Annotated in this window: 14 protein-coding genes; 6 read left to right on the forward strand and 8 right to left on the reverse strand. The window is 73.2% G+C overall.

Features of this window, described 5'->3' with window-relative positions; all coding sequences use genetic code 11:
* Positions 1-161: 161 nt before the first annotated feature.
* Together ACE1OC_RS14170 and ACE1OC_RS14175 are read right to left on the reverse strand one after the other, a co-directional pair.
* Positions 162-518, reverse strand: coding sequence for a hypothetical protein (locus ACE1OC_RS14170; protein ID WP_250741803.1), 357 nt, complete (start codon positions 516-518; stop codon positions 162-164).
* Positions 519-687: 169 nt separating this feature from the next.
* On the reverse strand, positions 688-2853 hold the full coding sequence (locus tag ACE1OC_RS14175; RefSeq protein WP_407837312.1) for an ATP-dependent DNA helicase UvrD2: 2166 nt from the start codon (positions 2851-2853) through the stop codon (positions 688-690).
* A gap of 158 nt (positions 2854-3011) precedes the next feature.
* Here ACE1OC_RS14175 and ACE1OC_RS14180 point away from each other — a divergent pair, with 158 nt between their 5' ends.
* The 3 genes from ACE1OC_RS14180 (at position 3012) to ACE1OC_RS14190 (ending at position 4855) form a co-directional block, all read left to right on the forward strand.
* Positions 3012-3272, forward strand: coding sequence for a mycoredoxin (locus ACE1OC_RS14180; protein WP_250741801.1), 261 nt, complete (start codon positions 3012-3014; stop codon positions 3270-3272).
* A 123-nt stretch (positions 3273-3395) separates the two neighbouring features.
* Positions 3396-4259, forward strand: coding sequence for an aldo/keto reductase (locus ACE1OC_RS14185; protein ID WP_407837313.1), 864 nt, complete (start codon positions 3396-3398; stop codon positions 4257-4259).
* On the forward strand, positions 4256-4855 hold the full coding sequence (locus tag ACE1OC_RS14190; protein WP_407837314.1) for a DUF4328 domain-containing protein: 600 nt from the start codon (positions 4256-4258) through the stop codon (positions 4853-4855). Before ACE1OC_RS14185 ends, ACE1OC_RS14190 begins: the two co-directional genes overlap by 4 nt.
* Before the next feature lie 79 nt (positions 4856-4934).
* Here the strand turns inward: ACE1OC_RS14190 and nudC are convergent, their stop codons facing one another.
* The 5 genes from nudC to ACE1OC_RS14215 all read right to left on the reverse strand — a co-directional run bounded on the left by nudC (position 4935) and on the right by ACE1OC_RS14215 (position 15966).
* Entirely contained in the window at positions 4935-5888 is a 954-nt protein-coding gene (gene nudC, locus ACE1OC_RS14195) for an NAD(+) diphosphatase (RefSeq protein ID WP_284716293.1), read from the reverse strand.
* Positions 5889-5975: 87 nt separating this feature from the next.
* The gene (locus ACE1OC_RS14200; protein ID WP_407837315.1) at positions 5976-7385 is read right to left on the reverse strand and encodes a dipeptidase; all 1410 of its coding nucleotides are present in this window, start codon (positions 7383-7385) and stop codon (positions 5976-5978) included.
* Positions 7386-7395: 10 nt separating this feature from the next.
* Positions 7396-11694, reverse strand: a complete 4299-nt coding sequence (locus ACE1OC_RS14205; protein WP_407841555.1) for a UvrD-helicase domain-containing protein — start codon at positions 11692-11694, stop codon at positions 7396-7398.
* A gap of 192 nt (positions 11695-11886) precedes the next feature.
* A complete protein-coding gene (locus ACE1OC_RS14210) occupies positions 11887-15324 on the reverse strand; it encodes an ATP-dependent helicase (protein WP_407837316.1) in 3438 nt (1145 codons plus the stop codon).
* 294 nt (positions 15325-15618) lie between these two features.
* The gene (locus ACE1OC_RS14215) at positions 15619-15966 is read right to left on the reverse strand and encodes an MGMT family protein (RefSeq protein WP_407837317.1); all 348 of its coding nucleotides are present in this window, start codon (positions 15964-15966) and stop codon (positions 15619-15621) included.
* Positions 15967-16144: 178 nt separating this feature from the next.
* Here ACE1OC_RS14215 and ACE1OC_RS14220 point away from each other — a divergent pair, with 178 nt between their 5' ends.
* Together ACE1OC_RS14220 and ACE1OC_RS14225 are read left to right on the forward strand one after the other, a co-directional pair.
* Positions 16145-18946, forward strand: a complete 2802-nt coding sequence (locus ACE1OC_RS14220) for a lysylphosphatidylglycerol synthase domain-containing protein (protein ID WP_407837318.1) — start codon at positions 16145-16147, stop codon at positions 18944-18946.
* Between the two features lie 41 nt (positions 18947-18987).
* Positions 18988-19917, forward strand: coding sequence for a GNAT family N-acetyltransferase (locus ACE1OC_RS14225; RefSeq protein WP_407837319.1), 930 nt, complete (start codon positions 18988-18990; stop codon positions 19915-19917).
* Between the two features lie 19 nt (positions 19918-19936).
* Here ACE1OC_RS14225 and ACE1OC_RS14230 read toward each other — a convergent pair whose 3' ends face one another.
* Entirely contained in the window at positions 19937-20677 is a 741-nt protein-coding gene (locus tag ACE1OC_RS14230) for a YwiC-like family protein (protein ID WP_407837320.1), read from the reverse strand.
* Between the two features lie 230 nt (positions 20678-20907).
* Between ACE1OC_RS14230 and ACE1OC_RS14235 the strand changes: the two genes are divergently transcribed.
* On the forward strand, positions 20908-24585 hold the full coding sequence (locus ACE1OC_RS14235; RefSeq protein ID WP_407837321.1) for a nitrate reductase subunit alpha: 3678 nt from the start codon (positions 20908-20910) through the stop codon (positions 24583-24585).
* Positions 24586-24588: the final 3 nt, after the last annotated feature.

The raw sequence follows: 24588 nt of genomic DNA on the forward strand, positions 1-24588 counted from the left end.
TTCTTCCTCGTCTTGTTCGTCTAGTCGTTCCGGCCGGTCGGCCGGGGGCGGCTGGGGTACCTCGCCCCTTCGGTCCGTCGTCCCCGTTCGGGGACAAACAGAAGGGCCGCGGATCCCGGGTGGGGTTCCGCGGCCCTGAAGGCGCCGGTCTGATCGTCAGATCAGACTGGATCACTCCAGGGTTCGAGCCCGCGGTAGGCCCACATCAGGTGGTGCTGCTTCTTCGTCTGCGTCTTCTGGGATCCGGCACCGGCTGCGGCCGCAAAGGCATAGGCGCCATGCGCCTGGGCTTCTGCTGCCAGTACTGCCACCGGTGCCTTGGTCCGTCGCTCATTGCGCTCACTGACCGGCTGCGCAATGAGCGCGGCGGGCAGGACGGGGCTGTCAGCGCAGATGGCGGACAGACCGGTACCCGGGAGACCGGTACCCGTGAGGGCGAGGAGCGTGGAGGAGCCGAGCGTGCAGGAAGCGGCGACCGAGCGATCGGTCATTTTGGTGGTGGTGATGAAGCTGGTCACTGATCTCGCCTCCTCTCGGCGTCTCGGGGACTTCGGCCCGGAGGCCTGATCCCATGCGTATTCGGATAAGTACAGCACGGATCAGGGGCTTCGGAGAAGCCACCGTTTCCGTTGCTAAGAACCTATGGGGCCGTGCTGGACATGTGCAAACTATTTTTCCGACGAGTTTCTACGCGTCGTCAGGATCTTCCGTCCCGGGCTCCCCACCTGCACAGATGGCCAGCACGTCGGCTCCGTACCGCTCGAGCTTCCGGGCGCCCACGCCGGAGATCATCGAGAGCTCTCCCTCCTGCGAGGGTGCGGCCTCCGCGATGGCCATCAGCGTCTTGTCCGTGAAGACGCAGTAGCCGGGCATCCCCTGCTCCTTCGCCTGGACGGCGCGCCAGTCGCGCAGTCGCTCGTAGAGCCCTTCGTCCATGTCCGAAGGGCAGTCCTCGCAGCGCATCAGTTTCAGCTCGCCGGCGTCGGTCAGCGTCTTGCGGCAGACCCGGCACACGGCCGGGCCGCGGCGGCCCCGCTTGCGGGCCCCGGGCTCGACGGGACCGCCCGGCCTGCTTCCCGGCGCCAGGGAGCCCGGCCTCAGGCCGTTCAGGAAGCGGCTGGGGCGTCGGGACCCCCGGCCGCCCGGAGTCCGGGAGAGGGCCCAGGAAAGCGTCAGGTGGTGCCGGGCGCGGGTGACGCCGACATAGAGCAGCCGGCGCTCCTCCTCGACCTGCTCGTCGGTCTTCGCATAGGTGATCGGGATCATGCCGTCGGTCAGGCCCACGAGGAACACCGCGTCCCACTCCAGACCCTTCGCCGCGTGCAGCGAGGCGAGGGTGACGCCCTGGACGGTCGGGGCGTGCTGGGCGGCCTTGCGCTCGTCCAGCTCGACCGTCAGGTCGGCGAGGGTCGCGGACGGCCGGCTGCGGGCGAAGTCCTCGGCGAGCCGGACCAGCGCGGCCAGCGATTCCCACTGGTCGCGGACGGCTCCGGAGCCGGCGGGCGGTTCGCTGCTCCAGCCGGTGGAGCTGAGCACGGCGCGGACCTGGGATCCGAGCTCCACGACGTCGTCGAGCAGCCGGTCATTGCCGCCGGAACGGGCGGCTCCGCGCAGGGCGAGGATCGCCTTCTGGACCTCGGCGCGCTCGAAGAAGCGCTCGGCTCCGCGCAGCTGGTAGGGGACTCCGGCGTCGGCGAGGGCCTGCTCGTAGACCTCGGACTGGGCGTTGATCCGGTAGAGGACGGCGATCTCCCCCGCCGGGACGCCGGCCGCGACGAGGTCGCGGACCCGGTGGGCGATGCCCTCGGCCTCGGCGGGCTCGTCGGTGTACTCGGCGTAGACCGGGTCGGGGCCGGTCTCGCGCTGGGAGACCAGCTCCAGGCGGTGCTCGGCGGCGCGGCCCTTGGCCTGGGCGAGGAGCCCGTTGGCGAGGTGGACCACCTGGGGGGTGGAGCGGTAGTCGCGGACCAGCTTGACCAGGGTGGCCTGCGGGTACTTGGTGCGGAAGTTCAGCAGGTGGTCGGGGGTGGCGCCGGTGAAGGAGTAGATCGTCTGGCTGGCGTCGCCGACCACGCAGAGGGTGTCGCGCTCGCCGAGCCAGAGGTCCAGCAGCCGCTGCTGGAGCGGGCTGACGTCCTGGTACTCGTCGACGACGAAGTGCTGGTACTGGGTGCGGATCTGTTCGGCGATGTCGTGGCGGTCCTGCAGGATGCCGACGGTGAGGAGCAGCACGTCCTCGAAGTCGATCATGCCGCGGTCGCGCTTCAGCTGCTCGTACGTCCCGTAGATCTGGGCGATCTCGGCGAGGTCCCGGGGGGCCTCCCGGCCGGCCTTGCGGGCGGCCGCCGGGTAGTCGGCGGGGACCGTCTGCGTGACCTTCGCCCACTCGATCTCGCCGGTGACGTCGCGCAGCTCGCCCCGGTCGAGGCGGATGCGGCAGCGCGCGCCCGCCTCGGCGACGAACTGGATCTTGCGCTCCAGCAGCCGGGGCACGTCGCCGCCGACCGCCTTGGGCCAGAAGTACTGGAGCTGGCGCAGGGCGGCGGAGTGGAAGGTGCGCGCCTGCACCCCGCCCGCGCCCAGCTCGCGCAGGCGGCCGCGCATCTCGCCCGCGGCGCGGTTGGTGAACGTGACGGCCAGCACGCTCGCCGGCATCAGCTGGCCGGAACGGACCCCGTAGGCGATGCGGTGGGTGATCGCCCGGGTCTTGCCCGTGCCGGCGCCCGCGAGCACGCACACCGGCCCGCGCAGGGTCGTCGCTACCTCGCGCTGCTCCGGGTCGAGGCCCAGGAGCACCGCGTCGGCCGAGTCCGCGCCGGGCGTGAGGGATGAGGAGTGCGTTGCTGATGTCACCCTGCCATGCTGCCAGGTCTCGTGAGGGGGGCGGGAAACTTGTCCACAGGCCCGCCCCGCCGGTCGTACCGGCGCGAAAAGCGGGGCCCGGGAATGGCCGCGCGGTCCCGTACGTTCGAGTACTCGGACCAACGAGCCTTCACAGAGGAGAGCGCAGCATGCAGGACACGGGCACCGTCACGATGTACAGCACGACCTGGTGCGGCTACTGCAACCGGCTGAAGAAGCAGCTGGACCGGGAGGGCATCGCCTACACCGAGATCAACATCGAGCTCGACCCCGAGTCCGCGGCGTTCGTGGAGAAGGCGAACGGCGGAAACCAGACGGTTCCCACCGTCCTCGTCACCTCCTCCGCGGGCAGCGAGTCGGTCATGACGAACCCGAGCCTGGCCCAGGTCAAGCAGGCCCTCGCCGTCTGATGTGCTGAGCCCCACGCACGGAAAGCCCCCGCCCCGGCGGGGGCTTCTGCGTTGCGGGGAGCCGCCAACTGGCCTGTTAGCGTGGCCCCTTGATCACATTGATCAAGGGGGAGGAACCAACACGTGAGTACGACCGTGTTCCGCATCGGCGGGGATCTGGAAGTGCGCAGGCTCGGTTTCGGGGCCATGCGCTTGCCCACGGACCCCGGCCCGGACCGTGAGAATGCTCTCGCGGTGGCCCGGCGGGCCGTCGAGCTGGGCATCACGCTGATCGACACCGCCTACATGTACGGCTGGGGCGCCAACGAGGAGCTGCTGGCCGAGGCCCTGCACCCGTACCCGGACGGGGTCCACGTCACCACCAAGGTCGGGATCGGCCGCTCGGTCCCGTCGGGCGAGTGGATGCAGGACGCGCGGCCGGCCGCGCTGCGCGAGCAGGTCGAGCAGGCGCTGCGCCGGCTGCGCGTCGAGCGGATCGAGCTGCTCCAGCTGCACCGCCTCGACCCGCAGACGCCCCTCGCCGACCAGATCGGCACGCTGCGGGACCTGCGCACCGAGGGCAAGATCGGCCGGATCGGGCTGTCGGAGGTCACCGTCGGCGAACTCGCCGCCGCCCGGGAGATCGTCGACATCGCGAGCGTGCAGAACCGCTACAACCTGCTCGACCGGGAGCACGAGCCCGTGCTCGCCGCCTGCGAGGCGGCCGGCATCGCGTTCCTGCCCTGGGCCACCGTGGCCTGGGGACGGTCCGGGGCGACCGCCGAGATCGCCGCCGTGGCCGCCGAGGCCGGAGCCACCCCCACGCAGGTCGCGCTCGCCTGGCTCCTGGGCCACTCGCCGGTGGTCCTCCCGATCCCGGGCACGACGCGGATCGCGCACCTGGAGGAGAACCTCGCCGCGGAAGGCCTCCGGCTGACCGAAGCCCAGCGCCTGCGCCTCGACCGGCTGACCGGCGGCGGCAGCGCGCTCCGGGGGGAGCAGGCATGAGCCAGTACAACGTGCCCGTGGGGGAGGCAGCCGTACGCGGGCCCCGCCACCTGTTCCGCAACCCGGCCGGACCGGCCCTCGTCGCCCAGTCGCTGATCGCCACCTCGGCCCTGACCGACGTCTACGTCATCGCGACCGGCGGCAAGGACTCGCCCTGGCTCGCCGAGGACATGGTCCCCTTCCCGGCCGTGCTCCAGGTGGCGTGCTGGATCTCGTTCCTCTTCTGGTTCCGCCGCGTCCGCGGCAACGCCGAGGTGCTCGCACCGGGCAGCCACAAGTACGCCCCCGGCTTCGCCCTCGGCGCCTGGATCATTCCGCTCGCCATGTGGTGGGTGCCGCGTCGCATCACCCTCGACATCCACCGGGCCGGCGGCCCGCCCCGCGACGCCTGGCTGATCAACGCCTGGTGGTTCGTCTGGCTCCTCGACGGCCCGCTCTCCGTCGTCTTCCACCTCCTGGTGCTCCACCAGACGGACTACCGCAACCCGGTCGACGAGGGCCTCAACATCCTGTGCGCGCTCCTCGCGCTCGCGGTCATCCGCCGGGTGACCGCCGCGCAGCCGGCCGGTCCCCTGCCGTACCTGAACATGACCTGACGGACGGACGACCGACGGACGAAGGCCCCCGCCGGAGCGGGGGCCTTCGTCGGTGCGGCCGATGGACGGGCGGGGCCGGTCAGCCGGTCGTGACCGGCTTCGGGAGGGGCTTGCCGTACCAGAGCTCGACCAGGCGGGCCGCGATGGAGATGCCCGCCGGCGGGAGGACCTCGCCGGCCTCGATCGCCGTGCGCAGGTCGTCGCGGGAGAACCAGCGGGCCTCCTGGATCTCGTCGCCGTCGACCGTGATGTCGAAGGTGACGGCGCGCGCCGTGAAGCCCAGCATCAGGCTGTACGGGAACGGCCAGGGCTGGCTGGCGATGTAGTCGACCTCGCCGACCTTGACGCCCGCCTCCTCCCAGACCTCCCGGATGACGGACTGCTCGATCGACTCGCCCGGTTCGACGAACCCCGCGAGGGTGGAGAAGCGGCCCTCCGGCCAGTGCACCTGGCGGCCCAGCAGCGCGCGGTCCTGGTCGTCCGTGACCAGCATGATCACCGCCGGGTCGGTCCGCGGGTAGTGCTCGGCCCCGCAGCCCGGGCAGCGGCGGATGTGCCCGGCCGCGGCGACCACCGTGCGCTCGCCGCAGCGGGAGCAGAAGCGGTGCATGCGCTGCCAGTTCTCCAGCGCCACCGCGTGCACCATCAGCCCCGCGTCCCGCGCGGAGAGCAGCATTCCGGCCTCGCGCAGACCGGCCGGGCGGGCCGACTGGTCCATGCGGCCGGGCAGCGAGTCCTTCTGCAGCGCGAAGTACCGTACGCCGTCCTCGTCGGTCCCCAGGAAGTACCGGTGGGTCTCGGTGACCGGGGCCTCGAAGGCCGGGGTCATCACGATCGCGGTGCCGCCGTCGGGGGTGTCGTCGATCAGGACCTGGCCGCCCGAGACGACGAAGACGCGGGTGCTGGGGTGGCTCCAGGCCGCGGCGAGCCACGCCTCGTCGAGGCGGTGGTGCGCGGCGCGGTCGATTCCGCTGGGCGCGGCCAGCGAGATCGGACGCTCGGACTCGGTATGGGTGCTCACAGGTACTTCCAACTCCCCCGGTGGTGGGACACAGGCAGGCTCAGCAGGACGGACGGGTGTGCGGTGGCGTGTGGGGCGGGTGGGGCTTGTGTGGCGTCCTCAAGCGGACGCCGGCTTCCAGTGGGCGGCCAGGTCGCCCCAGAGGTAGGCGGCCGTCTCGACCCCCTTGGTGAGCAGGTCGAGCTCGACCTTCTCGTTCGGCGAGTGCCAGCCGTCGGAGGGTACGGAGATCCCGAGGAAGAGGACGGGGGCGTTCAGCACGTCCTGGAGGTCGGCCGCCGGACCCGAACCGCCTTCGCGGGTGAAGCGGACCTTCTGGCCGAAGGCCCGGCTCATGGCGCGGACGACCGACTGCAGCGCCGGGTGGTCCAGCGGGGTCAGGCACGGCCGGGTCGGGGCGCCGAAGGTGATGGAATGCCGGATTCCGGCCGGGACGCGCTCCGCGACCCAGGCCGTGACGGCCGTCTCGACCTCGTACGGGTCCTGCCCGGAGACCAGGCGGAACGACAGCTTCAGGTGCGCCGAGGCGGGCACGATGGTCTTGCCGCCGGGCCCCTGGTAGCCGCCGCCGATGCCGTTGACCTCGGCGGTCGGGCGGGCCCAGACGCGCTCCAGCGTGGAGTAGCCGGCCTCGCCCGAAGCCGCGTACGACTTGGCCGTACGGAGCCACTCGGCCTCGTCGAAGGGGAGCTCGGCGATCAGCTCGCGCTCCGCGTCCGTGAGCTCGGCGATGTTGTCGTAGAAGCCGGGGATCGTGACCCGCTCGTCCGCGTCGTGCAGGGCCGCGACGAGGCGGGCGGCGACGGTGGCCGGATTCGGCACGGCACCGCCGAAGGCACCGGAGTGGATGTCCTGATCGGGTCCGAACAGGTCGATCTCGCAGTCGGCGACGCCGCGCATGCCGGTGCAGACGGTGGGAGTGGTCTCGGACCACATGCCGGTGTCGGAGACGATCACGACATCGGCGGCAAGGCGGGCCGCCTCGCGCTCCACGAGGGCGCGGAAGTGCGGGGAACCGGACTCCTCCTCGCCCTCGACGATCAGCTTGAGGTGCACGGCGGGGGCGGACGCCCCGGTCGCGGCGAGGTGGGCCCGGACGCCGAGGGTGTGGAAGAAGACCTGCCCCTTGTCGTCGGCGGCGCCGCGCCCGTACATCCGGCCGTCCTTGATCACCGGCTCGAACGGGTCGGTGTGCCAGCCGTCGGCGACGGCGGCGGGCTGCACGTCGTGGTGCCCGTAGACGAGGACGGTGGGGGCCGCGGGGTCCTCGCTCGGCCATTCGGCGAAGACTGCGGGGGCGCCGGCCGTCTGCCAGACCTCGGTGACCGGGAAACCGGTCTCCTTGAGCTTCGCGGCCAGCCAGTCGGCGCTGCGCCGTACGTCGTCCGCATGCTCGGGCTGGGCCGAGACGGAGGGGATGCGGAGCCAGTCGGCGAGGTCGTCGAGGAAGGCCGCGCGGTGGGTGTCGATGTACGTACGGACGACGCTGTCCGCCGGGATGTCGCTCATGGCCACGAGCCTAGCCGTCCGTTCGATGGTCGCTTTCCGTGTCCGTTTTGCCTTGGAGGATCTGCTCAAGACGAGCGCGGTCGGGGAGGTTGCGGGGGCGGATGACGCGGCCGCTGCGGACGTGCAGGAACACGGCCGTGACCCGGTCGAGGGGGGTGTTCGTGGCTTCCGCCCAGGCCAGGCGATAGACGGCCAGCTGGAGGGGGTCGGCCTCGGTGGTGCGGCCGGTCTTCCAGTCGACGATCTCGTAGCCCCCGCCGTCGCCGTCGCCCGCCTCGTCCGGGGTCCGGTAGACGGCGTCGATCCGGCCGCGGATCACCCGGCCCGCGAGGGTCAGCTGGACCGGGACCTCCATGCGGTACGGGGTCCGGTCGGCGTACGGGCTGCGCTCGAAGGCGGCCTTGAGGGAGTCGAGGTCGGCCTCGTCGGCGATGTCCTGGTCGGAGCCGTCGCCTCCCGGGGGCTGGGCTCCGGGGAGGTCCGTGAGGGGGTCGAGGACGTCGAGGTGGGGCAGCGGAAGCTCGTCGAAGCGGGACTCCACCCAGGCGTGGAACCGGGTGCCCTGGCGGGCGGCGGGCTGCGGGGGCTTGGGCATGGGGCGGGCGAGGTCGCGTACGAAGCCCTGCTCGTCGGAGGCGAGGCGCAGCAGCTGGCTGGCGGAGAGCGCGGACGGGAGCTCCACGTCGCGGACGGCCTCGCGGGCGCGGCGGAGCTCGCCCTCCAGGGCGTCGAGGTCGCGGTCCCAGGAGGCGATGGCCCGTGCGTCCTCGGGGGTGAGGGGGCCGGGGTTGGGGCCGGCCTCCGACCACGGGTCGCCGGGGCGGCCTGGCGGCGCGGGGCGGCGTCGGGGCTGGGCCGCGGCCCAGCCGCCGTCCCCGGCCCCTGCCTCGTCCTCCGGCCACAGGTCGTCGGCGGGCGCGGCGGGGCGCGGGCGGGGCCTGGCCCGGGCCAGGTCCTCGTCCTCCGGCCACAGGTCATCAGCGGGCGCGGACGGGTACGGGCGGGCTTCGTCCTCCAGCCACAGGTCGTCGCCGTCGGGCGCGGGCGCGGCGGGGCGCGGGCGGGGAGCGGGCCCGTCGTCGCCCCCAGGTCCGTCCCCGGGCCACAGGTCGTCTTCGCCACCGGGCGCGGTGGCGCGCGGGCGGGGTTTGGGCTCGGCTCCGTTGCCGTCCTCGGGCCACAGGGCGTCGGCGGGCTCGGTCGGGTGCGGCCCGGGCGCGGCCCGGTACTCGGCCTCCGGCCACAGGTCGTCCGGGGTCGGGGGGGCTTCTTCTTCCCCCACCCCGCCCCTTCCCGAAACCGGGGCTGTGCCCCGGACCCCCTGCGGGGTTCCGCCTGCGGCGGCGGGCACGGCCCTGCCCCGGCCTGCCCCGGCCTCCGGCCGGGCGGCCTCCGCGGCGGCCGGTTCATCAGCCGGGTCCGCCACTGCGGCTCCGTCGGCCGGGTTCGGCCACGGGAGGGGCGTAGCCGCAGGCTCGTCGGCCGGGTTCGGCCACGGGAGGGGCGTGGGCGCCGGTTCGTCGGCCGGGTCCGGCCAGGGGGCCGGGGGCTCCTCGTCGTAGGCGGGGTCTTCGCAGTGCGGGGGCCAGAGGTAGGGGTCCTCCGGGGAGGTCCGGTGGTTCTCGGAGGCCCGGTACTCCGGGTCGTCCGGGGTCCCCTGGTAGCCCGCGGCGCCCCCGTGGCCCGGAGTTCCCGGATAGCCCGCGGCGCCCCCGCGGCCCCGGTGGCCCGGAGTTCCCGGATGGCCCGCGGCGGCCGGGTCGCCCGCGGGGCTCGGGGGGTGGAGGTAGGACTCGACCAGGGTGGCTGCCTGGCGGCGGAGGGTGAGGGAGGTGGGGTCCAGGGGGAGGGGCCAGGAGTGGTCCGGGGTGGTGTCCGTGGAGAGGGCCGGGTTCTCGGCGTCCGGTGCCGGGGTGTCGGCCCAGGCCTCGATCTCGCCGTGGCCCGCGGCGCAGTGCTCGTACAGGGAGGTCAGGAACGTGGACGGGCCGCGCCGCTTCTTCTGCGTCGGGCCCCACCAGTGGCCCGAGGCCAGGAGGAGGGAGCGCGGGCGGGTGAAGGTGACGTAGCCGAGGCGGAGTTCCTCGACGGCCTTGTGGGACTTGAGGGCCGACTTGAAGGCGCGCAGGCCCGGCGAGGTCCATTCCGGGGTGGGCGGGAGGGTCGGCGCGTCCCCGCGCAGGGCGTACGGGAGGACCTTCGGGTACGAGGTCCAGGCCTCCGGGGCCTTCTCCTTCGGGAAGGAGCCGGCCGAGAGGTCGGGGACCACGACCACGTCCCATTCCAGGCCCTTGGACTTGTGGGCCGTGAGGACCTTGACCGTGTTCTCGCCGCCGGGGAGGGCGTGGTCCAGGCCCTTCTCGTACTGGGCCGCCGTGCGCAGGAAGGCGAGGAAGGCGAGGAGGGAGGCCTCGCCGTCCAGGGAGGCGAAGCCGGCCGCCACGTCCATGAAGCTCGACAGGGTCTCCCGGCGGCGGGCCGCCAGCGCGTGCGGGGACGAGGCCAGCTCCACGTCGAGGCCGGTCGTCGACAGGACCCGGTGCAGGACGTCCATCAGCGGGTCCGAGAGGGAACGGCGCAGGTCGCGCAGTTCCTGGGCGAGGTGCGCGAAGCGGACCCGGGCGGCTGCGGAGAAGGGCAGCTGGTCGGGGGCGGACTGGCCCGCGCCGTCCAGGAAGGTTTCGAGGGCGTCGGCCAGCGACACGATCTCCGCCGGGTCCACGCCCTCCACGGCTGCCGCGAGGCGGTCGTCGTCGGAGGAGGACGGGGCGCGGGAGATCAGGGTGCGCGCGCGGCGGCCCAGCAGGGCCAGGTCGCGGGCGCCGATCCGCCAGCGCGGCCCGATGAGCAGCCGGACGAGCGCGGCATTGGCGCCCGGGTCCTGGAGGACCTCGCAGACGGAGACGAGGTCCGCGACCTCCGGGAGGTGGAGCAGCCCGGACAGGCCGACCACCTCGACCGGGACGTCCCGCTCGACGAGGACCGCCTGGATCCGCGCGAAGTCCCCGCCCGAGCGGCACAGTACGGCGATCTCGCGCGGCTCGGTTCCCGTACGGACCAGGTGGGCGATGGAGTCGCCGATCCAGTCGAGCTCCTGGGCATGGGTCTCCAGCAGCGCGCACCGGACGGAGCCGTCGCGCTCCGCGCCCGGTGCGGGGCGCAGGGCCTCGACCCCCTCGTGCATGGCGCGCAGCGGGGCGGCGAGGTCGTTGGCCAGGTCCAGGAGACGGCCGCCGCTGCGCCGGTTCTCGCTGAGGGAGAAGCGGGTGGCGGGGCGGCCGTCGGCGTAGGGGAAGTGCTCGGGGAAATCGTCGAGGTTGGCCACCGAGGCGCCGCGCCAGCCGTAGATGGCCTGGCAGGGGTCGCCGACGGCGGTCACGGCGTGCCCGGTGCCCGCGCCGAACAGCCCGGACAGCAGCAGTCGCTGCGCGACCGAGGTGTCCTGGTACTCGTCGAGCAGGACGACGCGGAACTCCTCGCGCAGCAGGGCGCCCACCTCGGGGCGGGTGGTGGCGAGCTGCGCGGAGAGGGCTATCTGGTCGCCGAAGTCGAGCAGGTCGCGGGAGCGTTTGGCGGCGCGGTAGCGGGAGACCAGCTCGAGGAGTTCGAGCCGGCCGCGGACGGTTTCCGGGACCTTGCGGAGATCCTCGTTGCTGAGCTTCACGTCCGCGAGGGCGGAGAGGAGCTCCGTGTCGTACGCGCGCAGCCGCTCCGGCGGTACGAGGTGCTCGGAGAGCTCCCCGTCGAGCGCGAGCAGATCGCTGACCAGGTCCGGAACGGATTTGGTGAGGGCCGGGTAGGGGCCGGGGGCCTCGCGGAGCACGCGGGCGGCGAGCTGGAAGCGGGTGGCGTCGGCGAGCAGCCGGGAGCTGGGTTCCAGGCCGATGCGCAGGCCGTGGTCCTTGAGGAGCTGTCCGGCGAAGGCGTGGTACGTGGAGATGCGCGGCTCGCCGCCCGCGGCGTCGGCCTCGGCCGGGGAGGGGTCCGGATCGCTGATCCCGGCCCGCGCGAGGGCGGTCCGTACGCGCTCGGCCAGCTCGCCGGCGGCCTTGTTGGTGAAGGTCAGGCCGAGGACCTGCTCGGGCGCGACCGCGCCCGTGCCGACCAGCCAGACCACGCGGGCGGCCATGACGGTGGTCTTGCCGGAGCCGGCTCCGGCCACGATGACCTGCGGGGCGGGCGGAGCGGTGACGCAGGCCATCTGTTCGGGCGTGAAGGGGATCCCCAGGAGCTCCTTGAGCTGCTCGGGATCGGTGAGGACCGCTGCTGCCGGTGCCTGCGGCGCTTTTGCGGGCGGCGAGGGCGGCAGGGCCGGGGGGACGGACGGACGCGCGGACACGTGAAAAGGCTAGCCGCCCGCTCTGACACTCCCCGCCGCGCGAGCCCCGGGCGGGGGGGATTGACCTGCCCGCCCTTCCACCGTTCCCCGGGCTCCGCCCGGACCCCGGTCCTCGTACGCCGGACGGGCTGGAGGGGGTCGGTCCGGCGGGCGCCGAGGGGCCTACTCCACCGTCTGGCGGCCCTCCGGGCGGGCGCTGCACGAGGCGCGGAAGGAGCAGTGGTCGCAGTGCTTGCCGAGGACGGGTGCGAAGCGCTCGTCGAGGACCCGGCCGGCGGCGGTCGCGAGCAGGTCGCCGACCCATTCGCCGGAGGCGCCGCCCTCCAGGGCCTGCTGCGCCTGGATCTTGGGCACCGTGTCGCCGCCCTCGCGCTGGGCGGCGCCCTGGCGCAGCTGCACGAGTTCGGCGCCGCCCGGTGCGGGGCGCAGGCCGTCGAAGACCTCGTCGACGGCGCCCTCGCGCACGGCGAGCTGGTACACGGCGAGCTGCGGGTGGCGTTCGACCTCCTTGGCGGTCGGCGCGGACTTGCCGGTCTTGAAGTCGACGACGTACGCGCGCCCCTGCGGGTCCGCCTCGACCCGGTCCATGGAGCCGCGTACCCGGACGGCGTACTCCCCCGCGTCGAGGGTGACGTCGAAGTCGTGCTCGGTGGCCACGGTCGCCCGGCCCCCGCGGTCGGTGGTGTGCCAGCGCAGGAAGCGTTCCAGGGCGGCGCGGGCGTTGTCCTTCTCCTGGCGGGACTTCCAGGGGGCGTCGAAGGCGAGCGAGTCCCAGACGGAGTCGAGGCGCTCCATCAGGACGGCGAGGTCGGCGGGGGTGCGGCCGGAGGCGACCTCGTCGGCGAGGACGTGGACGACGTTGCCGAAGCCCTGGGCGGCGGTGGAGGGGGCGTCGGCCTTGACCTCGCGGCCCAGGAACCACTGGAGGGAGCAGGTGTTGGCGAGCTGCTCCAGGGCGGAGCCGGACAGGGCGACGGGATGGTCGCGGTCGCGCAGCGGGACGCTGCTGCGGGTGGGCTCGTACAGCCCCCACCAGCGCTGCGGGTGCGCGGCGGGGACCAGCGGGCGGTCCTCGTCGTCGGTGAGCACGGCGAGCCGGGCGAGGCGCTGGGCAGCAGCGTCGCGCAGGGCGGGCGAGGCGTCGGGGTCGACGGTGGTGGCGCGGAGTTCCGCGACGAGCGCGGGGACGGCGAGGGGGCGGCGGGGGCGGCCGGTGACGTCCTTGACGGGGACGCCGAGCTCGGCGAGGAGGCGGGAGGGCTGGTCGCCGTCCTCGGCGGGGGCCTTGACGGCGGTGACGACGAGGCGGTCGCGGGCGCGGGTGGCGGCGACGTAGAAGAGGCGGCGTTCCTCGGAGAGGAGCGCCCCGGGGGTGAGGGGCTCGGCGAGGCCGTCGCGGCCGATGCGGTCGGCTTCGAGGAGGGAGCCGCGGCGGCGCAGGTCGGGCCAGAGCCCTTCCTGTACGCCCGCGACGACGACGAGCCCCCACTCCAGGCCCTTGGAACGGTGCGCGGTCATGAGGCGGACGGCTTCGCGGCGGACGGCGCGGGGGGTGAGGGTGTCTCCGGCGATGTCCTCGGCTTCGAGCTGTTCGAGGAAGTTGAGGGCGCCGCGGCCGCCGGTACGTTCCTCCGCGCGGGCGGCGGTGTCGAAGAGCGCGCAGACGGCGTCGAGGTCGCGGTCGGCGTTGCGGCCGGCGGGGCCGCCGCGGCGGGCGCTGCGTTCGAGGCGCTGCGGCCAGGGGGTGCCGTCCCAGAGGGTCCACAGGACCTCCTCGGCGGTGCCGCCGCCTTCGAGCAGCTCGCGGGCCTTGCGCAGCAGCAGGCCGAGGCGCCCGGCTCCGCGGGCGTAGGCAGGGTCGTGGGCGACGAGCCGCTCGGGCTCTGCGAGGGCGCGGGCGAGGAGCACGTCGGAGGGCGCGGGCGTCCTGATCCCGGCGGCCCGCTCCTCGTCGCGCAGTGCGCGGCCGAGGCGGCGGAGGTCGGCGGCGTCCATCCCGCCCAGCGGCGAGGACAGCAGCACGAGCGCGGCCTCGACCCCGATCCACCCTTCGCCTGCGGCGGGCTCGCCGCCTCCGTCGGCCTGCGCACCCTCCCCTGCGGCGGGCACGCCGGCGGAGCCGGGCACGGTCTCGTGGCCGGGCTCCTCGGCGCCCACGGCGCCCGAAGCGGCCCCGGCTTCGTCGGGCAGCTCGGCCTCCGGGGGCGGGGTCTCCGTGGAGGCGGCGGCTGGCGCCGGGGTCGGGGGGAGGGCGGATTCCGCGAGGGTGCGGAGGGCCGTGAGGAGGGGGGCTATCGCCGGCTCGTGGCGGAGGGGGGAGTCCGTGCCGTCCGTTTCGGCCGGGACTCCCGCCGCGATCAGGGCGCGGCGCATGTGGGGGAGGGTGCGGCCGCCCGCTCGGACCAGGACGGCCATGTCCTGCCACGGCACGCCCTCCTCCAGGTGGGCCCGGCGCAGGATGTCGGCGATGTTGTCCAGTTCCGCGCCGGCCGTGGGGTAGGTGAACACCTCGACCCGGCCGCCCTCGCGGGTCGACGCGAGCGCGCGGTGGGCCCGTACCGCCGCCGAGGGCAGGCGCGGCACCGCCATGCGGGTGGTCAGGTGGCGAGTCGCGGTGAGGAGGGCGGATGACGAGCGGCGGGAGGTGGTGAGGGCGCGGACCTGCGCTCCGGGGAAGGAGGTCTCGAAGTCCAGGATGTTGTTGATGTCCGCGCCGCGGAAGGCGTAGATCGACTGGTCGGGGTCGCCGAAGGCGGTCAGCCGTCCGGCAGGGCCGGCCAGTGCGCGCAGCAGGCGCAGCTGCGAGGCGTCCGTGTCCTGGTACTCGTCCACGTAGATCACGTCGTACAGGGAAGAGAGCGACGGGGTGCGCTCCGCCAGGAGGACCGCGCGGTGGAGGAGTTCCGCGTAGTCCAGGGTGCCCTGGAGGTCCAGGACGTCCAGGTACTCGGCGAGGAAGGCCGCCGCCGCCTTCCAGTCCGGCCGGCCGAGGCGGGACGCGAAGTCGGAGAGGGCGGACGGGCCGAGGCCCAGCTCGCGGGCGCGGGCCAGCACCGCGCGGACCTCGTCCGCGAAGCCCCGCGTGGTCAGCGCGGCCCGCAGGTCGTCCGGCCAGCGGATCGAGCGGATCCGGCGCTGGCCTTCGAGGAGGGTGCGGACCATGACGTCCTGCTCGGGGCCGGAGAGGAGGCGCAGCGGGTCCGCGAAGAGTTCGGTGTCCTGGTGGGAGCGGACCAGTCCGTAACAGAAGGAGTGGAAGGTGGTGGCCTGCGGGGCGCGCGCCCCGCCGAGCCGCAGGGCGGTCCGGTCGCGCAGTTCCACCGCGGCCTTGCGGCTGAAGGTGAGGATCAGGATGCGCGCGGGGTCGGTCCCGGACTCCACGCGGGCCGCGACCGCCTCGACCAGGGTGGTCGTCTTTCCGGTGCCCGGTCCGGCCAGGACCAGCAGCGGACCGCCGGTGTGCTCAACCACCGCCCGCTGCGCTGCGTCCAGCACAGGGGGATCCACCCGCTCCGCACCGGTACGCACCAGGCGGTACGCGTCCGGGTTCCGCGTACGCCGCCGCTCGGTGCGGTGGCCGTCGGAGGAAGAGGTGTTCACGTGGGGTGCCGGTCCTGGTGGGTCTGCCGTTGCGGCGGTCGCTGCCGCAGCGGTTGCTGCTGCTGTGGTGACGGCCCGGGCGGTGCCCGTGACCGTGGCCGAAGCCTCGGCCGAAGCGGTGCCCGGAGCAGTGGCCGAAACCGAAGCCGAAGAGGCAACGCTACGGCACGGCGCGCGGCGGGCGCAGTTTCCCCGGGACTCCGGTCCTCACTGCCATCCGGTCCCACGCGTCCCCCGTACGGGGCTTCGCACGTCCCTTCGACCACCCCTCCGGGCCGCACATGGCCGAAGCTGTCACATGTGACCTTCGTCCCGCGCTGTGTCCCCGCCGTCGCCGTCCCAGCGCGCCCGCCGCATGTCGAGCCGGGGTTCGCCGTCGCCGGTGAGCCGCAGCGGGGTGGCCTCGGCCCGGTAGTTCTCCAGCGCCCTGCGCTCGCTGCCGGGCAGCGGACGGCCGTCCGCCCGCACCACCCGCCACCAGGGCACGGCTCCCCCGTACAGGGCCATGACGCGGCCCACTTGACGGGGTCCGCCCTCGCCGAGCCACTCCGCGACGTCGCCGTACGTCATCACCCGGCCGGGCGGAATCCGCTCGGCCGCCTCCAGCACCCGCTCCGCGTACGCCGGCAGCTCTTCGCTCATTCGGCCCATGGTGCCGCAAAGGACCGACAAGGGAGCGCGAAGAACGTGGAAGCCCGTGTTCCGGACCGGCTCGCACCCTGCTGCCCCGCGCGGCCGCCGGTCCGTGCCACCATCTTCCGGGCGGTGACGCGTGATACGTGATCAAGAAGAGACGGAAGTGACGGGAAAGGAGCAGGGTGTGAGTCCTCCGGACGGCGCGGCGACGAACGACGGCGCGCGCCCAGACGAAGGCCCGCCACCGGGTCGCGAGGACGCCATGCACCCAGACCTGCCCCTGCCCCTGTCCCCGCCTCAGGCGCCGGTCCCGGACCCGGTCCCGGTCCCGGTCCCGGACCCGGTCCCGGACCCGGCTCGCGAGGACGTCGAGACCCCGCACGGCCACGCCCCCACGGCCGCCGACCAGGTCGAGGTCGACGAGCCGCTGCTCGCCGCCCGCGTGCACCGCCCCTCCGACCTCGTACGCCTCCTCGTCGGGGTCCTCGGCATCGCCGTCGTCCTCGCCATCGCCGCCTTCGCCCACGGCACCACCGCGGGCCTGGAAGCCGACATCAACAACAGCACCGGGCAGGCGCCCGACGTGCTGATCAAGGTCGCCGGTCTGGTGTCGAGCATCGCGGTGCTCCTCGTCCCGGTCGCCTTCGCCATCGAGCGGCTGATCAAACGCGACGGACTGCGCATCGCCGACGGCGTGCTCGCGGCCGTCCTCGCGCACGGTGTCACCCTCGCCACCGACCTGTGGGTCTCCCAGGGGGCACCCGAGACCATCCAGGAAGCCCTGACCCGCCCCACCTCGGCCGGCGGGGCCCTCACGGATCCGGTGCACGGCTACCTCGCGCCCGTGATCGCGTACATGACCGCCGTCGGGATGACCCGGCGCCCGCGCTGGCGCGTCGCGCTGTGGGTGGTCCTGCTGCTGGACGCCTTCGCGATGCTGGTCGGCGGTTACACCACCCCCTTCTCGATCATCCTGACCGTGCTGATCGGCTGGAGCGTCGCGTACGGAACCCTGTACGCCGTCGGCTCGCCGAACGTCCGCCCCACCGGGCAGAACCTCCTCGCGGGCCTGCGCCGGGTCGGCTTCCAGCCGGTCAGCGCGATGCGCGCCGAGTCCCCGGAGGGTCCCGACAGCACCGAGGTCAGCGACCGCGGGCGGCGCTACCACGTCACCCTGGAAGACGGCCCGCCGCTCGACGTCACCGTCGTGGACCGGGAGCAGCAGGCCCAGGGCTTCTACTACCGGGTCTGGCGCCGCCTCACGCTGCGCGGGATCACCACCCGGCGCAGTCTGCAGTCCCTGCGCCAGGCGCTGGAGCAGGAGGCGCTGCTCGCGTACGCGGCCATCGCCGCCGGGGCCAACGCGCCCAAGCTCATCGCCACCTCCGAGCTGGGTCCGGACGCCGTGATGCTCGTCTACGAGCACCTGGGCGGCCGGAGCCTGGACTCGCTGGCCGACGAGGAGATCACCGACGAGCTGAGCCGCAACGCGTGGCAGCAGGTACGGGCCCTGCAGTCCCGGCGGATCGCGCACCGGCGGCTCACCGGGGACGCCCTCGTGGTGGATCGTTCCGCCAATGGCGCCACGGCGGGCACCGTCACCCTGACCGACCTGCGCGGCGGCGAGATCGCGGCCGGCGACCTCGTGCTGCGCATGGACATCGCGCAGCTCCTCACCACCCTCGGCCTGCGGGTCGGCGCCGAGCGCTCGGTCGCCTCCGCGGTGTCGGTGCTCGGCCCGGACGCGGTGGCGGACTGTCTGCCGCTGCTCCAGCCGATCGCGCTGAGCCGCTCCACGCGGGCGACGCTGCGCAAGCTGGCGCGGGAGCGGGCGGACCGGGAGCGGGAAGCCGTACTGGAGTCCTCGCGGGCGGCGAAGGCCTTGCGCGAGGCGGGCTCCGCTTCGCCCGCCACCCGCTCCGCAGGCGAGAAGAAGGCCGAGAAGAAGGCCCTGGACGACGCGCTCGACGGGGCCCGCGAGGAGGATCTGCTGAGTCAGATCCGCCAGCAGGTGCTGCTGATCCGCCCGCAGGCGCCGGTGGAGCCGGCCCGCCTGGAGCGGATCCGGCCGCGCACGCTGGTGTCGTTCATCGCGGGCGCGTTCGGCGCGTACTTCCTGGTCACGCAGATCGCGCACGTCGACTTCGGCACCACCATCTCCGAGGCGCGCTGGGGCTGGGTCGGGGTGGCGCTCGCCTTCTCGGCGCTCAGCTATTTCGCGGCGGCGATGAGCCTGCTGGGCTTCGTGCCCGAGCGGGTGTCGTTCCTGCGGACCGTAGTGGCCCAGGTCGCCGGATCCTTCGTGAAGCTGGTGGCTCCGGCTGCCGTCGGCGGGGTCGCGCTGAACACCCGCTTCCTCCAGCGGGCCGGCATCCGGCCCGGGCTGGCGGTGGCCAGTGTGGGCGCCTCGCAGCTCTTCGGGCTGGCGAGCCACATCCTGCTGCTGCTGTCCTTCGGCTATCTGACGGGGACCGAGAAGACCCCCGAGATGACCCCGTCGAGGACGGTCATCGCCGGTCTGCTGACGGTGGCCGTGCTGGTGCTCGTGGTCACGGCCGTGCCCTTCCTGCGGAAGTTCGTGGCGACCCGGGTGCGGGCCCTGTTCGCGGGAGTGGTCCCGCGCATGCTGGACGTGCTCCAGCGGCCGCAGAAGCTGCTGACCGGCATCGGCGGAATGCTGCTGCTGACGGGCTGCTTCGTGATGTGCCTGGACGCCTCGATCCGCGCCTTCGGCGGCGGCGAGGCCATCAGCTACGCGAGCATCGCCGTGGTCTTCCTGGCCGGCAACGCCCTGGGTTCGGCGGCTCCGACACCGGGCGGCATCGGAGCGGTGGAGACCACGCTGACCCTGGGCCTGGTCGCCGCGGGGCTGGACAGCCAGGTGGCGGTCTCGTCGGTGCTGCTGTTCCGCGTGATGACGTTCTGGCTGCCGGTGCTGCCGGGGTGGGTCTCCTTCAACTTCCTGACGCGCAAGGAAGCGATCTAAACCGCTGGAGACCGGTCGGCGGCCCTGCCTAGGCTGGCCGGATGAACGGAATACGGGTCATGCCCGACCAAGACGAGTGGCGGGCCGGCTTCGAGGAGCGGGTGCTCGCCGGGTACCGGGCCGCGGGTTGCTCGGAGCCCCTCTCCCGGGCCCTGCTGGAGCGGGCGCTGAAGGGGGTCGACGGCTGGACGGTGGCCACGGACGGCGCCGGATGGATCGCGGTCGGGGTGGCCGAGGACAACGGGGCGACCGTGGGCCGGATCCACGACCTGACGGCGGCGGAACCGGACGCGGCGACCGCGGCCCGCACGTGGGCCGAGCGGTGGTGCGCCGAGCGGGGCGCAGAGCGGGTGGAGGTCCGCCTCACCGGCGGGGCGGGAGCGGGAGCGGGATCCGAACCGGGACCCGCAGCCGCGGCCACGGGCACAGCCACAGCCACACTGTTCGCCGGCTATCGCGTGCGGGGCCAGAACCGGCTGCGGGCCGCCGCCGAGCACCCGGCCCTGCCGCCGGGCCTCACCGTCCGCCCGCTCACCGCGGAGGAGTACCCCGGCTGGTACGCCGGCGAGCAGGCCGCGTACGTGGCGGACATCGTCCGGGCCGGGGCCCTGACCCCGGAGCAGGCCAAGGCCAAGTCCGACGAGGACTTCGCCCGCCACCTCCCGCAGGGCCACGCGACCCCCGGGCACGCCTTCTACGCGCTGGAGGCCGACGCGCAGGTGGTCGGCACGGGCTGGGTGAACCACGGCTACCTGCCGGGCGTCACCTTCGGCTTCTCGCTGGAGGTGTACGAGGAGCACCGCGGCAAGGGCTACGGCCGGGCCGCGATGTCCGTCGGCGAGTGGGCCGCGCGGCAGGGCGGCGACGGGGCGCTGATGTTCAACGTCTTCGGCGGCAACGAGGTGGCGATGAGCCTGTACGACCGCACGGGCTTCGCCGTCCTGGACGAGTTCCGCTCGCTGCCCCTCTGAAGCCCCCGGCTCCCCGCCCTCAGAAGATCAGCAGCAGCGAAGCCAGCAGCGCCGCCGACCCCACGACTTCCACGGCGCCGACCACCCCCACCTTCAGCCCGCGGCCGGGGAGGGCCGCGGCGCGGGCCAGGTAGCCCGCGAAGGGGATCGCCAGCCACGGGGACAGGAGGGACGCCAGGGCGACCGCCACCCCGTGATAGGCGACCGAACTACGGTAGTACGTACGGGAGTTGCGCTCCCTGATCATCGTCTTCACGTACGGGACCGTGCCCGCGAAGTACAGCAGGCAGGCGGCGGCGGGCGCCCAGGGCAGCCCTCCCCCGCCCAGCCGTGCGGCCACCAGCAGCATCCCGCAGGCCGGGACCACCGCGGCCAGTCCGTTGGCCAGGGCCCGCTCGCGGTTGTTCCGCGCGAACCAGGAGTTCACGGCGACGAAGGGCGCCGCCGCCGCGGCCGCGAGCAGCAGCCAGGGGCGGAGCACCGCGAGCGGGATCCCCGCCAGTGCGGTCGCCGCGCCGAGGACCAGCGCCGGGCGGACGTGCCGCCGGGCCACCGCCGGGCGCCGGGCTGCGACCCGGCGCAGGCGCAGCCACTGCTGGGCGTGGAAGACCGCGGCGTAGCCGAGGAGCCAGGCCGCCAGGAGGAGGGCGTGCCGCCCTCCGGGCCGCGGCGACAGGAACGTGCCCGCGAGGAAGGGCACGGTGAGCATCGCCCACGCCCCGTGCTGGTCCGGGATCCAGGAGGCCTTCTTCGGCGGCACGCTCCCCAGCCTTCCGCTAATTGGTATTCGGACTCGTAATTTTCCGGCCGTGCACCGGAGTTGACCCTTTCCAGCGTGGCATCCACTCGGCCTGTGAAAGACCGGAATTAGGTCACGCCCGTACGGGACCTTTGTCATCGGATTCGCCTTCGCGCCGGGCGTAGCGTCGTGTCTGGGTCATCTTGCCCGGACCCCACGCACCGCCTTTTATTCCGGCCTGGAGGGTCGCCTTGCACGAGCGCCACGCACGCGATGGACGCGGACACCAGGACGCCGCCGAATCGCTGATCAAGGCAGGCAGCTTCTTCAGGTCCGCCGAGGTCTCCGACGACCTGCGGACCGTCCACCACACCGGCGGCCGCGCCGCGGAGGCCTTCTACCGGGACCGGTGGAGCCACGACAAGGTCGTGTACTCCACCCACGGCGTGAACTGCACCGGCTCCTGCCGGTGGAAGGTCTACGTCAAGGACGGGATCATCACCTGGGAGACCCAGTCCACCGACTACCCCTCGGTCGGCCCCGACAGTCCCGAGTACGAGCCCCGCGGCTGCCCGCGCGGCGCCTCGTTCTCCTGGTACTCCTACTCCCCCACCCGGGTGCGCTACCCGTACGTGCGCGGCGCCCTGCTGGAGATGTACCGCGAGGCCAAGGCGCGCCTCGGCGACCCGGTCGAGGCCTGGGCCGACATCCAGTCCGACCCGGTCCGCCGGCGTACGTACCAGCAGGCGCGCGGCAAGGGCGGGCTGGTGCGGGCGACGTGGGAGGAGGCGACGGAGATCGTCGCGGCCGCGCACGTGCACACGATCAAGGAGCACGGCCCGGACCGGGTCGCCGGCTTCTCGCCGATCCCGGCGATGTCGATGGCCTCGCACGCGGCCGGTGCCCGGTTCCACTCGCTCATCGGCGCGCCGATGCTCTCCTTCTACGACTGGTACGCCGACCTCCCGGTCGCCTCCCCGCAGGTGTTCGGGGACCAGACGGACGTCCCGGAGTCGGGCGACTGGTGGGACGCCGCGTACCTGATGATGTGGGGCTCGAACGTCCCCGTCACCCGCACCCCGGACGCCCACTGGATGGCCGAGGCCCGCTACCGCGGGCAGAAGGTCGTCACCGTTTCCCCGGATTACGCGGACAACACCAAATTCGCCGACGAATGGATGCACCCGCACCCCGGTACGGACGGTGCGCTGGCCCTCGCGATGGGCCACGTCATCCTCAAGGAATTCTTCGTCGACCAGCAGACCCCGTTCTTCACGGACTACGTCAGGAAGTACACGGACCTGCCTTTCCTGGTTTCCCTCAAGGAGACCGATCAGGGTCTGGTTCCCGGGAAATTCGTCACCGCCGCCGATCTGGGCCGGGAGACGGAGAACGCGCAGTGGAAGACCGTGCTGATCGACGACGCGACCGGCGAGGCCGTCGTACCGAACGGATCGCTCGGCCACCGCTGGGGCGAGAACGAGAAGCCCGAGTGGAACCTCGACCTCGGTGACACCGTTCCGCGGCTGACCCTGCACGGCACCGCCGACGACTCCGTCGAGATCACCCTGCCCCGCTTCGAGGACGACGAGCGGGGCGGCACGATCCGCCGCGGCGTGCCCGTACGGCGACTGGGCGACAAGCTCGTCACCACCGTCTTCGACCTGATGCTCGCCCAGTACGGGGTGGGCCGCGAGGGCCTGCCCGGCGCGTGGCCCACCGGTTACGAGGACGCGAGCGCCCCGGGCACCCCCGGCTGGCAGGAGTCACTGACCTCCGTCCCGGCGGCCCAGGCGGCGCGCGTGGCACGGGAGTTCGCGAAGACCGCCGAGGACTCGCAGGGCCGCTGCATGATCCTGATGGGCGCCGGCACGAACCACTGGTTCCACTCGGAGACCATCTACCGCTCCTTCCTGGCCCTGCTCACCCTCACCGGCTGCCAGGGCCGCAACGGCGGCGGCTGGGGCCACTACGTCGGCCAGGAGAAGTGCCGTCCGGTCACGGGCTGGGCGACGCTGGCCGCGGCCTCCGACTGGTCGCGCCCGCCGCGCCAGATGATCGGCGCGGCCTGGTTCTACCTGCACACCGACCAGTGGCGCTACGACACCCTGCCGGCCGAGGCCCTGGCCTCCCCGCTCGCCACCGGCGCCTTCGAGGGCATGACCGGCTCGGACTGCCTGGCGGCGAGCGCCCGGATGGGCTGGATGCCCTCGTACCCGACCTTCGACCGCAACTCCCTGGAGCTGGGCGAGGCCGAGGACCCGGTCGCCGAGACGGTCCGGCAGCTCAAGAGCGGCGAGCTCGGCTTCGCCGGCGAGGACCCGGACGCCCCGCACAACTGGCCGCGCGTGCTCAACGTGTGGCGGGCCAACCTGCTGGGCTCCAGCTCCAAGGGCAACGAGTACTTCCTCAAGCACCTGCTGGGCACCCACTCCAACCTGCCCGAGGACGGGCCGCGCTGCACGCCCAAGGACGTCACGTACCGGGAGGAGGACGTGGAGGGCAAGCTCGACCTGCTCATGTCCATGGACTTCCGGATGACGTCCACGACGCTGCTGTCCGACGTGGTGTTCCCGGCGGCCACCTGGTACGAGAAGCACGACCTGTCCTCCACGGACATGCACCCCTTCCTGCACGCCTTCACCCCGGCGGTGGACCCGCCGTGGCAGGCGAAGTCCGACTACGACGCCTTCAAGGGCCTGGCCGAGCGCTTCGGCGAGCTCGCCGGGACCCACCTGGGCGTGCGCAAGGACCTGGTCGCCTCGGCCCTCCAGCACGACACCCCGGGCGGCGAGATGGCCCAGCCCGGCGGCGTCGCGCTGGACTGGTCGAAGGGCGAGTGCGAGCCCGTCCCCGGCAAGACCATGTACAACCTGACGGTCGTGGAGCGGGACTACGGCGCGGTCGGCGAGAAGTTCGCCGCGCTCGGCCCGCTCGTCGACGAGCTGGGCGTGACCACGAAGGCCATCACCTTCGACGTCGCGGAGGAGATCGCCTACCTCGGTGCGAAGAACGGCACGGTCCGCGGCGGCGTCGCCGCCGGCCGCCCGCGCCTGGAGACCGCCCAGCAGGCCTGCGAGGCGATCCTCTCCCTGTCGGGCACCAGCAACGGCCGCTTGGCCACGCAGGGGTTCGAGACGCTGGAGAAGAAGGTCGGCACGCACATGGCCCACCTGGCCGCCGAGGCCGAGGGCAAGCGGATCACCTTCGCCGACACCCAGGCCCGCCCGGTCCCGGTGATCACCTCGCCCGAGTGGTCGGGCTCCGAGTCCGGCGGGCGCCGGTACACGGCCTTCACGATCAACACCGAGCACCTCAAGCCCTGGCACACCCTCACCGGCCGCCAGCACTTCTTCATCGACCACGACTGGCTGCACGAGGTCGGGGAGTCCCTCCCCGTCTACAAGCCGCCGCTGAACATGCACACGCTGTACGGGGAGCCCGAGCTCGGCACGGTCGACGAGAAGACGAAGTCGGTGGCGGTCCGGTACCTGACCCCGCACAACAAGTGGGCGATCCACAGCCAGTACCAGGACAACCTCTACATGATGACCCTGGGCCGCGGCGGCCAGACGGTGTGGATGTCCCCGCAGGACGCCGAGGCGATCGGGGTCGCGGACAACGACTGGATCGAGGCGGTCAACCGCAACGGCGTGATCACCGCCCGCGCGATCGTCTCCCACAAGATGCCGCCCGGCACGGTCTACATGAACCACGCGCAGGAGCGCACGGTCGGCGTCCCCAAGACGGAGAAGACCGGCCGCCGCGGCGGCATCCACAACTCGCTGACCCGGGTGATGCTCAAGCCCACCCACCTCATCGGCGGTTACGCCCAGCTCACCTGGGCCTTCAACTACCTCGGCCCGACCGGCAACCAGCGCGACGAGGTGACGGTCATCCGCCGCCGCGACCAGAAGGTGGAGTTCTAACAG

It is taken from the genome of Streptomyces stoeckheimensis (genome assembly GCF_045822005.1).
Classification (GTDB): Bacteria; Actinomycetota; Actinomycetes; order Streptomycetales; family Streptomycetaceae; genus Streptomyces; species Streptomyces stoeckheimensis.

Coding starts and splice junctions, on each gene's coding strand:
- ACE1OC_RS14180 (WP_250741801.1), top strand. CDS start 3,012: ATGCAGGACACGGGCACCGTCACGATGTACAGCACGACCTGGTGCGGC.
- ACE1OC_RS14190 (WP_407837314.1), top strand. CDS start 4,256: ATGAGCCAGTACAACGTGCCCGTGGGGGAGGCAGCCGTACGCGGGCCC.
- ACE1OC_RS14200 (WP_407837315.1), bottom strand. CDS start 7,385: ATGAGCGACATCCCGGCGGACAGCGTCGTCCGTACGTACATCGACACC.
- ACE1OC_RS14215 (WP_407837317.1), bottom strand. CDS start 15,966: ATGAGCGAAGAGCTGCCGGCGTACGCGGAGCGGGTGCTGGAGGCGGCC.
- ACE1OC_RS14225 (WP_407837319.1), top strand. CDS start 18,988: ATGAACGGAATACGGGTCATGCCCGACCAAGACGAGTGGCGGGCCGGC.